Annotated in this window: 10 protein-coding genes and 1 other RNA gene; 5 read left to right on the forward strand and 6 right to left on the reverse strand. The window is 50.0% G+C overall.

Going from position 1 to position 13,372, the window contains the following annotated elements:
- Positions 1-567 (forward strand): IS21-like element helper ATPase IstB (gene istB, locus LZ11_RS07165; protein ID WP_148867221.1); only part of this gene is annotated, 567 nt, incomplete at its 5' end.
- 1,024 nt (positions 568-1,591) lie between these two features.
- On the opposite strand, the gene ssrA is transcribed toward istB, so the two are convergent.
- Positions 1,592-1,941, reverse strand: a transfer-messenger RNA (tmRNA) gene (gene ssrA, locus LZ11_RS07175).
- A gap of 132 nt (positions 1,942-2,073) precedes the next feature.
- Between ssrA and LZ11_RS07180 the strand changes: the two genes are divergently transcribed.
- The 4 genes from LZ11_RS07180 to LZ11_RS07195 all read left to right on the forward strand — a co-directional run bounded on the left by LZ11_RS07180 (position 2,074) and on the right by LZ11_RS07195 (position 6,118).
- A complete protein-coding gene (locus LZ11_RS07180) occupies positions 2,074-2,370 on the forward strand; it encodes a uracil-DNA glycosylase family protein (RefSeq protein WP_148867222.1) in 297 nt (98 codons plus the stop codon).
- A 321-nt stretch (positions 2,371-2,691) separates the two neighbouring features.
- Positions 2,692-3,012: a hypothetical protein gene (locus LZ11_RS07185; RefSeq protein ID WP_148867223.1), complete on the forward strand. Its 321-nt coding sequence runs from the start codon at positions 2,692-2,694 to the stop codon at positions 3,010-3,012.
- A gap of 103 nt (positions 3,013-3,115) precedes the next feature.
- Positions 3,116-4,036, forward strand: a complete 921-nt coding sequence (locus LZ11_RS07190; RefSeq protein WP_148867224.1) for a hypothetical protein — start codon at positions 3,116-3,118, stop codon at positions 4,034-4,036.
- Between the two features lie 573 nt (positions 4,037-4,609).
- A complete protein-coding gene (locus LZ11_RS07195) occupies positions 4,610-6,118 on the forward strand; it encodes a cobyric acid synthase (RefSeq protein WP_187695062.1) in 1,509 nt (502 codons plus the stop codon).
- A gap of 146 nt (positions 6,119-6,264) precedes the next feature.
- On the opposite strand, the gene oxlT is transcribed toward LZ11_RS07195, so the two are convergent.
- The 5 genes from oxlT to LZ11_RS07220 all read right to left on the reverse strand — a co-directional run bounded on the left by oxlT (position 6,265) and on the right by LZ11_RS07220 (position 13,364).
- Positions 6,265-7,548, reverse strand: a complete 1,284-nt coding sequence (gene oxlT / locus LZ11_RS07200) for an oxalate/formate MFS antiporter (RefSeq protein ID WP_148867226.1) — start codon at positions 7,546-7,548, stop codon at positions 6,265-6,267.
- A gap of 174 nt (positions 7,549-7,722) precedes the next feature.
- Complete coding sequence (locus tag LZ11_RS07205) at positions 7,723-8,670, reverse strand: oxalate oxidoreductase subunit beta (protein WP_148867275.1); 948 nt, start codon at positions 8,668-8,670, stop codon at positions 7,723-7,725.
- A 25-nt stretch (positions 8,671-8,695) separates the two neighbouring features.
- On the reverse strand, positions 8,696-9,883 hold the full coding sequence (locus tag LZ11_RS07210) for an oxalate oxidoreductase subunit alpha (protein ID WP_148867227.1): 1,188 nt from the start codon (positions 9,881-9,883) through the stop codon (positions 8,696-8,698).
- Positions 9,884-9,904: 21 nt separating this feature from the next.
- Positions 9,905-10,852: an oxalate oxidoreductase subunit delta gene (locus LZ11_RS07215; protein ID WP_148867228.1), complete on the reverse strand. Its 948-nt coding sequence runs from the start codon at positions 10,850-10,852 to the stop codon at positions 9,905-9,907.
- Between the two features lie 385 nt (positions 10,853-11,237).
- On the reverse strand, positions 11,238-13,364 hold the full coding sequence (locus LZ11_RS07220; RefSeq protein WP_246110747.1) for a CDC48 family AAA ATPase: 2,127 nt from the start codon (positions 13,362-13,364) through the stop codon (positions 11,238-11,240).
- Between the last annotated feature and the right edge of the window lie 8 nt (positions 13,365-13,372).

A 13,372-nucleotide genomic window follows, 5' to 3' on the forward strand; every position in this document is an offset into this window, starting at 1 on the left:
AAAAATGCGGGCTTTTACACGATAAAGACCTTTGCCGGCTACATATTCGATGAAATCAAACTCCCGCAGGGGCTTACACCGCAGGACCTAAAAGATTGCAAATTTCTCGAAGAAAAGAAAAACCTGATCCTTTACGGCAACGTGGGAACCGGCAAAACCCATCTTGCCACCGCCATAGGAGTGGAGGCCTGTAAAAAAGGATACAACGTAAAGTTTTTCCGCACTGCAGCGCTGGTAAACCGGCTGGTGGAAGCCCGGAAGGGAGGTGAACTTTCCGGGTTACTGAAACAGCTTTCCAAACCAGATCTTCTGATCTGCGACGAATGGGGCTATGTTCCTTTGGACCGCGAAGGGGCGCAGCTACTTTTTCAGGTGATTTCGGACTGCTATGAACGTCGCAGTGTAGTAATTACCACTAACCTGGAATTCAGCCGCTGGGCGAGCATTTTCTACGATGAGCAGATGACAGCAGCAATGATTGACCGGCTAATACACCACAGTTACCTATTGATCTTTGATGGTCAAAGCTACCGGATGAGGCAATCACTCATGAGGCAATTAAGTTAACATAAAAATTCCCCACCGGTGCCTGGGGAAAAACCTTTGCAAAAATGGGGAATTTCCTCTTGCAAAAAACACTTTTGCAAAAAAAGACTGTCGACAGTTACTTTGTCGACAGTCTGATAGAGCCCATTGGGCTCTTTTTTTATTTCACTAATAATAGAGATCTTTATGGAAAGCAAAAGAAAAGAGTGTTGGCTTTAAAAAATTTAATCTTCTTTGCGAACTCCCTTAAAATGGTTTATTGGTGCTTTTTTAAGAGACGAAGAAGGGGTGTTTTGTAAATTACCAGAAAAATGATATAATATATTCAGAAATAGTACTTGCCAAGTGTAGGACATCACCTCCAAAAGCACATGGGGATACTTCGGGGGAAAATCGCCGAAAGGAGGTGATGTCATGTGGGACAAACAGCTAATGATGGCAGTAATCGTCGGTGCTACAATTACAGCAGTCTTGACGGTTATATGCTTTACTAAACATAGCATACACATAAGTATCAAATTACACAACATAGAAATAGAAATAAAAAAAGAACAAAAAAAGAAACACTTGAAGCATAGTTAGTGTCTCTCCACAATACTTGGCAAGCCAAATACCCGAAGTATCCCCTTGTTAATTATATTATACCATCTGTATAAATTATATGCAATGGAGTGAGAAAAATGCTGTGGTTATTGTATATTATGGCTGTTCCAACTTTCTTCTTGGCGCTCTGTGTATTGTTTAAGTTCAACTTCAAATATGAGAGCAAGTATTTTTCGATTAAAGTAGAAGTGAAGTAGATTGTTTTCTGGGAAGATCAGATAATAAGTATCTGATCTTTTTTATTTTACCCTTATTTAAATAAAGTGATAAAGAGTGCAGGAGAAACAGGCAATAGCAGTAGAAATAGGTTGCTCAGTTATGTAACACAGGAGCATTTTCAGCTCCCGTGAGGTTTTCAAATTCATCAATATGTAGAAAAAGTACTTGTTTATGAAGATCACATCACAGTGTTCTTCAAACTTTACATAATTGTGGCTACATTTGGTGGAGGCGAGGGGAATCGAACCCCTGTCCGAAGGCGCATCGATAAAAGCCTCTACAGGCTTATCCCTCGTTTTGATCTCGCCGGCTTCACTCCCGAGGGCAGGATTGAACGCCGGCCAGCTTTGTCAGTGTTCTCTCCGGCTGCCAAAGCAAACAGCGGGAGAAGAGCCCGGAGTTATGACACCCTTTTCCGGCAACCGGGCATGCCGGAAAGAGCGTGCTGCGAATTTAATTAAGCAGCAAGAGCTAATTCTTCGTTGGCACTTATACGTGCTTCCGGATTAACGAGTCGGAAAGCTCGGCCTGCAGCTCTTATCTCCGCTGCCCCCGTCGAGACCAAACGCCCCCGTATTCACTTTTTATGCACTATTATTATACACTAAAAATAACGTAATATCAAGAAAGGTCAAAGGAACGTGTTGAAAAGGTAAATGGTCATACATCGAAATGAGAGTTGAAAATTGCTGAGGGGGGTATTCAGTGAAAAACAGGAAAGACAGGTTTACCGAACACCTTGCTGACCCCAAAGTTTTTGAATATAACAAATGGCAGAGAGTCTACAGCCAACTAATAAAGTGGAAAATAAATTTGGAATTTTGCTACATAACAGATGCTTCGAAGGTATATTGGTCGGACTTGCAAAATAAAAAAGGCTTTAATAAAGAAGCAAGTAAGAGTCTCCTAAAAAGCGAAATAGATTTTTGTAAACCTGACCTTATAATACTTCTTGGCGGACAACCCCTTAAGCTGCTTTTTGATTTAGAGTATAAGATGTAGTTGAAAAAGGTGAATATATTTTTTTAAATGGGATACCATGCGTGGTTTCACCTTTTATAACTGGACAGGGGCACACTCAAAAAAATTATCATAAAAGATTAGAAATTGCATCTAAGCTTATTATTGAAAAAGTAAATAAATAAAAGCTAAAAACGCAAAGCATTGTCTTCAATAACTACAACTTTACAAACGTAAAGCTTTGATGGTGGTAAATCTATCCCGCACGGGGATAGATTTTTTTGTCAGCGGAGAAATTGTCCTACCTTGTACGCCGGAATAAGCCTGAAAATTTTTCGGGAAAATACTTTTGGAGGTGTTTTTATGAGAATAACGGCAGTAATCCCGAGGCAGGATCAGGTGGGCGCCCTGGTGGACTCTTTAGAAAATATGGGTTTTAGAAGAAAGGATATGATCATTACCGATATGGTAAAGTCGGAGAGTAAGTTTGAAGAAGATCCCGACGAAATCATCGATATAAAAACCGAGCGGGAAGGCCTTGGGGAAAAAGAACCTTATACCGATGCTTTTTCGGACAGAGTTAAATACGGTATTCTGGTCAGCCTGGAGGTTCCGGAAAAAAACGCCGCCCGGGTCATGGAGATTATGGAACAAAACGGAGCGGTGGAGATTATAAAAGAATAGAAAAAAGACAACCCCGGCTTGCTGCCGGGTAAATTATAGCCTTCAGGCAGGGACGATGTGCTGCCTGCCGGCTAAGCTACTTTTTTAAAGGAGGTTAAGAACTATGTATACTACTGAAACAAAAATTATAAATGTTTGGCGGATCGATATCAAGCCCGATGTTCAAAGAGAGGTGGACCCGGTAAAACTGTGCCTTGATGAAGGGATTATTGGAATCGGCTGGCGTATATACAGCAGGCCAACTTCCAAGGAAGACTATTGGGAAAAGGCAAAAGCAATATATTCTAAAGATGCGGACTGGGTACGAGCGGCAACTCCCTTCCTTTTTCAGATGAAAGAGGGTGACCTGGTGTGGATAAGGGATTTAATGGGAATTTATTACCTCGGAAGAATTGAAGACGATTGGGAATACCGGGATGAGCTTATTTTTTTGCAGGCTGATATTGTAAATGTGCGCAAGTGTAAATTATTCAAAGTTGGCGCTAATGTCCCCGGTGGAGTGAGCAACAGTTTTCGTACAAGGGGTACTGTACAGGGAATTAATGACCAAGCGGTAAATCTATTTTCACGCTTTGTTTATAATAAATTGGCAGGACAAGAAATCTACGATACAAAACGCGAAATTTATGGGAAAAGAGATATTTTCAGTTTTCTTACGGACACCGATTTAGGGGATGTAGTGGCCCTTTTTCTGCAACATGAAGGGTATTCGCTTATTCCAAGCATGCAATCAAGCCGAAATGATATACCCTTTTATGAGTTTCAGCTTATTCACAGGTCGTCCGGAGAGCCGGCTTTTGTACAAGTTAAAAGTGCAAATGTCGTATTGAATCCCGATAACTACGCACACTTTCCGCATAAAATATTCCTGTTCAGTCCCGCTGGTTACACTACCCCCTCCAATTCCTACGGGCATGTAATAACTTTAAAGAGAGATGATGTTGAAAAATTCATCTGGAGTTTTAAGCATATAATGCCTGCTAATGTACGCCTTTGGTTGGATTATATTGAAGAGGTAAAATAGCCTGGACTAGCTGGCCATGTCAGAATTTAGCATACCGAGGAAGCCGGGCGATGAAGTGAGCTGAAAATAAAAAAAGCCGTTGTTGTCCGGCTCCGTAAATATCTGATATAATTAACTTGTTAAGGCAAGTGGTAAATTACCCCCTCCCTTGTCGAGAGGCTGAAGGGTTCAAAGCCTGACAGCCTCACTTTGGGATGCCGGTGCGTGGCGGTGTGGAAAGGAAATTCCCACCGTCAATGGAGGGGGTGAGGGGATATGATACGGGCTATAAACGCCGTTCTATCGTTAGGACTGAAAATTGAAATCGAAGTAAAAATTAAGATAAAGAAAAAGTAGCTGAAAAAAGCTACTATGGCAAAATAATATCTTCCAACAATTTCCACACTTGCCTCATCGGCACCTTACTAATATTATAACTCTTTTAATTTGAATTTATCAATAGTTTTGTGGCAAAAAGAATATTTCCATTCCACGGAAAGGGATATCGTCAGGCGCGGTTCGCCTTTATCAAAAAGAAAGCCTCTTTTAAAAAATTAAAATGGGAGAGGAGAACCTGTGGGAGCAAAGTGTATTATGATACAGGGCACCGGCTCATCCGTCGGCAAAAGCAGAATAGTAACGGGGCTTTGCCGGATCTTAAAAGAGGATGGGTTCAAGGTAGCACCGTTTAAAGCCCAAAATATGGCTTTAAATTCTTACATTACTCGGGAAGGCCTGGAAATAGGCAGAGCGCAGGCCACTCAGGCGGAAGCATGCGGAGTAGAGCCCTCGGTTCTCATGAATCCGGTGTTGCTTAAGCCTACTTCCGATAAGAACTGCCAGGTTATCATCCGGGGCAGAGTTTACGGCAATTTATCGGCGATGGATTATCATGAGTTCAAAGCCGAGTTAAAAAAGGTAGTGAAAGAAGCTTACGATGAATTGAAGAGCCAGTATGAGGTTATCGTCATAGAAGGAGCCGGGAGTCCGGCGGAAATCAATTTAAGGGAAAATGACCTTGTAAATATGGGCATGGCGGAGATAGCCGGCGCTCCGGTAGTTCTGGTGGGTGACATAGATAGAGGCGGCGTCTTTGCCTCCCTTTACGGCACCATAATGCTTCTTGAGGAAAAAGAAAGGGAAAGGGTAAAAGGTGTTGTTATAAATAAATTCCGGGGAGATATAAAGCTTCTCGAACCGGGAATCAAAATGCTGGAAGATTTGATAAAAAGGCCTGTTCTGGGAGTTGTCCCCTTCGATTATTCCTATATCGATGAGGAAGATGATCCGGGTTTTGAGATGTACAGGTTGAAACTCAAAAAAGGGTTTCGTGAAAGTGTCGTGATAAAAATTCTTCTACTGCCGCATATTTCAAATTTTACGGATTTCGTTCCGCTTTCGAATTTCGAAAATGCATCTATCGAGTATGTAAGGCCGGGTCAAGTCATTGGTGATGCGGATGCAGTAATAATACCCGGTACGAAAAACACCATAGGCGACTTTCTTAAAGTCAAAGAATGGGGATGGGATGAAGAGGTAAAAGAACTGGCAAAAAAGGGGACGGTAATAGTAGGCATCTGCGGCGGCTTTCAAATGCTGGGAAAATCGATAAAAGACCCTTACGGCGTCGAAGGGGATATAAGGGAAATTGAGGGCATTGGACTGCTGGATGTGGAAACAGAAGTTACAAGAGAAAAAGTTACAAAAAAAGCCGCGGGGCATGTGCTGGAACATAAAAAAGGGCTTGCTGCATATCTATCAAATTCTCCCTTTGAAGGGTATGAAATACATATGGGGAAAACGTTAAACATGGGAGCGGGAAAGAACTTTTCCCTTATAAAAAGAAAAGGGGAAAGCGAGGAGCTGCCGGATGGTGCTGTGGATGAAACCGGCAATGTCCTAGGAACTTACGTCCACGGAATTTTTGAAAGCGGAGAGTTTACAAAAAGATTTATGAATTTTTTATACGAACGAAAAAGTTTGAAACCGGCCGTAGGAAATATCGACTTTTGGAAATTTAAAGAAGAACAATTCAATAACTGGGCCAGAATTTTAAGGCAGTCCCTCGATATGGGTGCAATCTATAAAATAATGGGTTTATAAATCCGGGTACCCTAACAATGGCATGAGAGATCCCCACTCCTTATCCTTGCCGGAATTGGATGCGCAAGGATACGGCTGTATGGGATCTCTCATCAATTTTTCTACGGTAGAAGTTTATACTACCATGATTTTAAGCCAACATTCTACTACACCGGGGTGGAAGCGCCGGTATTGATCTTTCCGGTGTTCGGGGGTACCGGTCGGGGCAGGCGGAGCAGGACGAGCGCGCCGAGCCCGGCTAGAACGGACATGGCTGCGCCGGTGAAAAACACCGGGGACCAGCCGTTCATCTGGGCTATTAGAGCCGCCACGTAGCTGCCAACAATGCCGCCCACGCCCTTGGCGCTGTACATGAAACCGTAGTTGGTTGCTGCGTACTTGGTGCCGAAGATGTCAGCGTTCACCGCCGGGAAGAGGGCGTAGAGTTCGCCCCATGTGAACATTATCATCGCAAAAAGGAAGACGAACATGGCCGGGCTGTGCCCCAGGAACGGCACCAGGGCCATGGCTACGCCGTTCAGGGTAAAGGCCAGGAACATGGTCTGGTACCGGCCGAGTTTATCGGAGACAGACCCCCAGAAGATACGTCCGGCTCCATTGGCAACAGTATTGACGGTGGCGGCTAGGACGATAATCCCGGCGGGGATGCCGGCGTCTTGCCCGAAAGGCTTGGTCTGGGCGGTTACCACCATACCGCCGGTAACGATAAATAGGAACATTACATAGATGAGCCAGAAGTGCAATGTCCGGAACATCTCCAGGGTCGTAAACTGGTGCTGTTCCTTGTCCGTGTCCGCTTTGGCGCCGCCGGCGGGCTTTTTCGGCGGCACTCGCATCAGCTGGGCCGCGACAAAGATTATGATGCCCTGAATAATCCCCGTGGTCACGAACGCCGATGCATAACCCTGGTTGCGGAGCGCTATGGCGATGAACGGTATAAAGAGGGCGGCTCCCGAACCGAAGGCTGCCGATACGAGACCCGAGGCTAAACCGCGCCGTGCAGGCTCAAACCAGCGTACCCCGGCGGCAACGGCGCCGCTGTAGATGAAAGCCGCTCCGATACCCGCCAGGCTGTAGGCCACATACAGGGCAGACAGCGATTTAACTATTCCCATCGCCGTCCAGCCGATTCCTACCATGAGCGCGGCGATGGTGAGGAGCAAACGGGGGCTGTAGCGGTCGATGAAGTAACCGGCTATGGGTTGCCCCCAGCTCTCAAGGGCGATAAAAAGAGAAAACGCCAGCTGCACAGCCGCACGGGAGGCATTGAACCCCTTCTCCAGCTCGGGAACAAAGAGCGTCCATGCATACTGCAGGTTGGCAATCATGATCATACCGACCATTGCCAGGATAAGCTGCGTCCACTTGTTCCCGATGAACGGACCGTAGATCTCTTTTGGATCTGAGGTCTGCGGTGCTGCCGTTGTCATTAATGGCACCCCCTTAATTGATATTTAATAAAAATTATAAATATTATGAAAAATTAAGATGGCCATCCAGTTCAATGGACTGCCTGGTTGTGGACAAGGACACCTGCCCCAGGCTGATAAAACCTGGGGCAGAGGAGAGAACGGCAGGCAGTTACTGCCTGCCGGGTTCGGCAGTTATTTTGTTGTTGGAGCCACCACTGGAACCGTAAGGCCGACCTCCGCACAGCGTGCATCGATGAAGGCCTGCATTTTTTCAATGTGTTCGGGCTTTAGATGCTTGAACCGGCCCTGCAGGCGCATGTATTCGCCGACGGGTCTGCGCTTTTCAATCTTAACCGAGAGTTTATATTCGCCGTTTTCGTATTCATAGAGCTGGAACATGCCGGTCTCAACGGCCAGTTTCGCCATCTCAACGGTCTTACTGGCAGGGAACTGCCAGCCTTTCGGACAGGGTGCATGGATATGCAGGTAAGCCGGGCCTTTTTGATTCAGGCCTTTACGCACCTTATTCATAAGGTCGACGGGCCAGCCGATCGATGCAGTGGCCACATACTTTAATTCGGGATGTCCGTGGGCGACGACCTTGGGATTGTCCTTGGGGAACAGTTTCTTGCCTTCCGGAACCACCGGGCCGGGCGGGGTGAAGGTCGTCGCCGCGCCGTAAGGCGTACTGGGTGAGGTCTGGATGCCGGTATTGGCGTAAGACTCGTTGTCGTAACAGATGAAGAGCACGTCGTGGCCGCGGTAGAGCATACCGGAGAGCGCCTGAAGCCCGATGTCGACCGCGCCGCCGTCGCCGGCCATGACGATGATGTTGGGGAACTCGGCGTCGGTCTTCTTCTTGCGGATAAGCGCTTTATAAGCTGCCTCAATACCAGAGGCTACTGCTCCGCCGTTGGTAATCTGGGCGTGGATCCAGGGCACCCGCCAGGGACCGCACCCGTAGCTCGTATTGGCCACATACATGCAGCCGGTAGGGCCTACAAATATCGTGTTGGGTCCGGCGGCTTTGGCCACCAGCCGGTAGCATAGAGCCGGCCCGCAACCGGCGCAGGTCCGGTGTCCGGGAACGTAATATTCTTCCTCCGGTGCTTTACGCAATGAAGTAATAGGTTCCAGCATTTTTTTCCCTCCTTCCAGGCAGCTTCTATAACTCAAAGGGCAGCCAGTAGGCCGTTTTTTCTACCTTACCGGTCTTTGCAATCTCCTGGAGCTTCTGGAACATCCGGTAAAACTCGTCGTGGGTAACCACTTCGCCGCCCAAACCGGCAACGAAGCCGACGGTCTTAACTTTGTCTCCAAAGTCGTACAGGGCCGTGCGCACCTCGGACAGGAGCACGCCGCCACCGCCGGAAATTCCGAAGTTGGTGGAGTTGTCGAGAACACCCACGGCTTTGAAGCGGGACAGGCGCTCTTTTACCTGCTCGGTCGGGAAGGGCCGGAATGTGCGCAGGCGGACGGCACCTACTTTCTCCCCTAAATTGCGCAGGCGCTTTACTACAGCCTTGGCCGTCTCCATGTGGGCTCCCTGCCCGAAGATGACCACTTCGGCGTCTCCCGTACAGTATTCTTCCATGTAAGGATCGTAACGCCGGCCGAAGATCCGGGCGAAATCGTCGCAGGCTTCTTCCAGAACCTTAAAGACGTTTTTCAAAACCTGATACCGCTGATACTGCAACGGCGGTCCCATTGCCGGTTCGATCTGGGGACCTATGATTTGCGGATTGCGGGGATCGAGTACATGGTGGTTCTTGTACGGCGGCAGAAATTCTTTAACCTGCTCCGGTTCCGGTATGTCTACCGGTCCAAGAATGTGGCTTACGAAGTAACCGTCAAGACAGGCGAACTGTGGCAGCAGCACCCGGGGGTCTTCGCCGACCCGGTAAAAGATGAGGGTGTTGTCGAGGGCCTCCTGGGGTGTAGAAGCCCAACCCTGAATCCATCCCTGATCCCGGCAGCATTCTGCATCGGTATGCTCCGAGCCGAAATCCCCCGGCGGATCCAGCGTGCGGTCGGCAATCGCCATCTGAACCGGCAGGCGTTCGCCGGAAATGGGGGAGTAAACCTCAAAAGCGTAGGTTACGCCTACTCCCGAACTGCCGGTAAAGACGCGCGCGCCGGCAGCGGAAGCTCCGTATACCACGCTCAGCTGGGCGTGCTCTCCTTCGCCGTGCACAAACTCGGCGTCGAGTTCGCCATCGGCAACCATGCGGGCCAGCTCGGACATTATCCCCGTATACGGCCGGATTGGATAGGAGCAGATCACGTCCACATCGGCCAGGCGTACACCGTTGGCCACTGCTACGCAACCGGAAATATTCTTTACTTTACCCATATTTTTCACCTCCCAGAACCGCTAGTCTTCGAAATCTAGCTCCGGCACTTCGGTTATTGCTCCTGTCGGGCAAACAGTAGCACACAGGCCGCAGCCTTTGCAGTATTTCAGGTTAAAGAGCGGCCCGTCTTCGCCTTTTTTAATGCAGGAGTCCGGGCAGTAGATCCAGCAGGTCCAGCACTGGGTGCATGCTTCGGTGTTCAGTATCGGCCGCTTCATGCGCCAGTTACCGGTTACCATGCCTTCGTTTTCTTCCTGCGGCGAAGGAACGGTGCCGGCAAAAGGCATCTGTCTGAGGAGTTCTTTAGCCGTCGTTTGGCTTTCCTTTGCAACAGGCCGTACCTCGAGCTTTCTCACCTGAACCTCTTCGTAGCCGCGGCGCATCGCCGCCGGATTCTTTACTACCCGGGCTAGGTTTTCTACATCGACGATGCCGGTGACCCGGGCTACAGCTCCGGCAATGGGGGCGGCAATTCCGGCGCCTATGCCTGTGGCATCGGTGGCGCCCTCGGAACCGGAAAGGGTCACTACAGCTTCCGCCATGCTGCTGGCGTCTACTGTTGCAATCTGCCCCAGGTTTCCGGTATCTCCCAGGAACTTCAGGATGGTGTCGATGCTGCGCCTGGTATTGACAACCAGGGTGCTGCCGGGTTTGATACCCTTGAGTACCGGCACGCCTTTTACCAGCGTTTCCTCGAGTACTACCACAATATCGGGGGCCTCATTTTCGTACACGTACCTGCTGGCTATGGGATCACTGCTGATGCGCGCGTACGCCCGCACAGGCACGTTGATGCGGTCGGGCAGGTCCACGTAATTCTCCCAAGCCTGGACGTACTTGCCTTCTTTTGATGCAGCCTCGGTGAGGGCTACCACGACGTCACGGGCGTCCTTGTTCATAATGACGCCCCGGGACCAGACGGTGATCTGTTTTAAATTGGGTTCAATAAAAAGCTCATTGGAAGACACTTGCGTTCCTCCTCTCTTCCAGGATTTATGCTGCCTGATATGGAGTTTTTTCCTTTAATTTTCACCTCCTTTTTTGCCTGCCTGCTCCTTTTCGGGACTGTCCCTTACGCGTACCGGGATTTTTGCCCCTCCCACGCGTAAATGAAGGGGTCATCCCTGGGATCGTGGGCGTGTCTCTCTGGTATACGGTATACCAACTACCCGCAATAAAATTAAAGCTGTTGTTCTCAACGATATGGCCGGACGGTATAATATTGCTTTTAATCAGTCTTTTCTAGAATAAAGTTATGCCACAATTTTCAAATTTATGACTGAAATAATTATGATATTGCGGCATGCCATATTTTTATTATTTTTATTAATATTTAGACCTCCGGCCTCCCGGTTATCGTTTTACCGGGATCAAGTCTCGTTTCCGGCGCACTTCCTCCAGTGCCTGTTCCAGGTGCCGTCTCCGGATGGCTCCGCCGCCTTTTGACGCATCACCCCGGGCTGCAAATTCTGCTGCCGCCATGAAAGCCGCCCGCCGGCAGACTGCTTCGATTTCGGCGCCGGTGAGGCCTTCCGACTGCAGGGCCAAAAGCCCCAGGTCCACATCCGCAGCCAACGGCCTGGCGCGCAGGTGGATTCCGAAAATGGCCTGCCGGTCAGCCTCATCGGGGTAGGGAAACTCCAGTACCTCGTCGAAGCGGCCCGGCCGGAGCAGGGCGGGGTCGATAAGATCAATCCGGTTCGTAGCTCCTATGACTACTACCTCGCGCATTTCTTCGAGAGCATCGAACTCCAGGAGAAACTGAGATACCAGGCGGCCGGCTGTTTCCTCACCGCCGCGGCGCACCGGGACAAGGGCGTCCAGTTCATCGAAAAATAATAGGCACGGTGAAGCCTGGCGAGCCTTGCGGAAAACGTCGTGGAGGATTTTTTCCGCCTGACCCCGCCAGCGGGAAAAAAGGAGGGAACCGTTTACAGGTATAAAGTTTACGCCGCTTTCTCCAGCCAGTGCCCGCACCATTAAAGTCTTGCCGGTACCCGGGGGCCCGTATAGAAGAATGCCTTTGGGCGGCCGCAACCTGAACAGTTTGAAGAGCTCGGGATGGGTCAAAGGCCACTGGACCAGCGCCTGCAGGCGCTCTTTAATTGCCGCCATACCCCCTATATCTTCCCAGCCGGCGGCGGGAAGTTCAACGGCAAATTCCCGGGTCGCCGAGGGTTCCACTTCGTCCAGGGCACTGATAAAGTCCCGCATGGTCACTTTAAGGTCCAGTTCGGCAGGAGGAGGAAAACCGGGCGGTAAATGCTCCAGCACCCGCTGCAGGGCGTGCATGCCCGCCTCCCTGCACAGGGCGGCCAGGTCTGCGCCGACAAACCCGTGGGTGATAGCGGCCAGGCGCTCCAGCGAAACATCCTCCGCCAGGGCCATGCCTCTGGTATGAATCGCCAGGATCTCCTGTCGGCCGCGCTGGTCGGGCACATCGATGAGGATCTCCCTGTCAAACCGGCCGGGACGGCGCAGCGCCGGATCGACCAAATCCGGAACATTGGTGGCCGCCAGCACGATGACATTGCCGCGCGCCTCCAGGCCGTCCATCAGTGCCAGAAGCTGGGCGACCACGCGCTTTTCCACATCTCCGTATACTTCGGTGCGCCGGGGAGCTATGGCATCGATCTCGTCAAGAAAGATGATGCTGGGCGCCTTTCTTTTCGCTTCCTCAAATACCTGCCGCAGGCGAGCTTCGCTCTCCCCGTAGTACTTGTGCATTATCTCCGGACCATTGACCAGCAAAAAGTGGGCTTCCGTCTCGGAAGCTATAGCGCGGGCGATCAGCGTCTTGCCGGTACCGGGAGGGCCGTACAGGAGGATTCCCTTGGGAGCCTCGATACCTAACCGGCGGAAAAGCTGCGGATACTTCAGCGGGAGCTCGACAATCTCGCGAATTCTTTTAACCTCTTTTGCCAGGCCGCCGATATCCTCGTAGGTTACCCCCTCCCCGGTGCTGCCGGTGTTATCCGTGCCTTTGAAGCGCACGATCGTGTCCCGCGTAATAACAACTGCACCCCGCGGGGCCGTGCCTTCCACTATGAAAGCCTCATCGCCGCCGCTGAACTGGGAAATCGTTACCTGATCGCCTGCAATTACAACCCGCCCCAGGATATTTTTCTTGAGAAATTCTGTCCCCTTCTCCGCACCCTGCCATCCCGGCAAAAGAGGTGAAAGGACCACCGCTTTAGCCCGTTCACACTCGACCGGGCTCACCTCAACTGTTTCCCCGATACCGGCGGCAGCGTTTTGCCTTATAATCCCGTCCATCTGAATACAGCCGGCGGGGCAACTCTCGGGAAAACCAGGAAGTACCCTGGCAACAGTGGTGCGCTTTCCCGTTATCGATACCACATTATTGGGTTTTAGCTCCAGGGCAGCCATGGCCTCTGCCGGTATCCGAACTATCCCTTTACGAGCGTCCTGGATTTCCGCCTCGCACACTCGTAGCTGGAGGGACTTTTCTGCGGTCATAGGCATAT

The sequence above is a fragment of the Thermosediminibacter litoriperuensis genome (assembly GCF_008124715.1).
In the GTDB taxonomy this organism is placed as follows: Bacteria; Bacillota; Thermosediminibacteria; order Thermosediminibacterales; family Thermosediminibacteraceae; genus Thermosediminibacter; species Thermosediminibacter litoriperuensis.

Bases quoted from the DNA above. Each gene is read 5' to 3' on its own strand.
- LZ11_RS07185 (WP_148867223.1), top strand. From the start codon at position 2,692: ATGAGAATAACGGCAGTAATCCCGAGGCAGGATCAGGTGGGCGCCCTG.
- LZ11_RS07190 (WP_148867224.1), top strand. From the start codon at position 3,116: ATGTATACTACTGAAACAAAAATTATAAATGTTTGGCGGATCGATATC.
- LZ11_RS07195 (WP_187695062.1), top strand. From the start codon at position 4,610: ATGATACAGGGCACCGGCTCATCCGTCGGCAAAAGCAGAATAGTAACG.
- oxlT (WP_148867226.1), bottom strand. From the start codon at position 7,548: ATGACAACGGCAGCACCGCAGACCTCAGATCCAAAAGAGATCTACGGT.
- LZ11_RS07205 (WP_148867275.1), bottom strand. From the start codon at position 8,670: ATGCTGGAACCTATTACTTCATTGCGTAAAGCACCGGAGGAAGAATAT.
- LZ11_RS07210 (WP_148867227.1), bottom strand. From the start codon at position 9,883: ATGGGTAAAGTAAAGAATATTTCCGGTTGCGTAGCAGTGGCCAACGGT.
- LZ11_RS07220 (WP_246110747.1), bottom strand. From the start codon at position 13,364: ATGACCGCAGAAAAGTCCCTCCAGCTACGAGTGTGCGAGGCGGAAATC.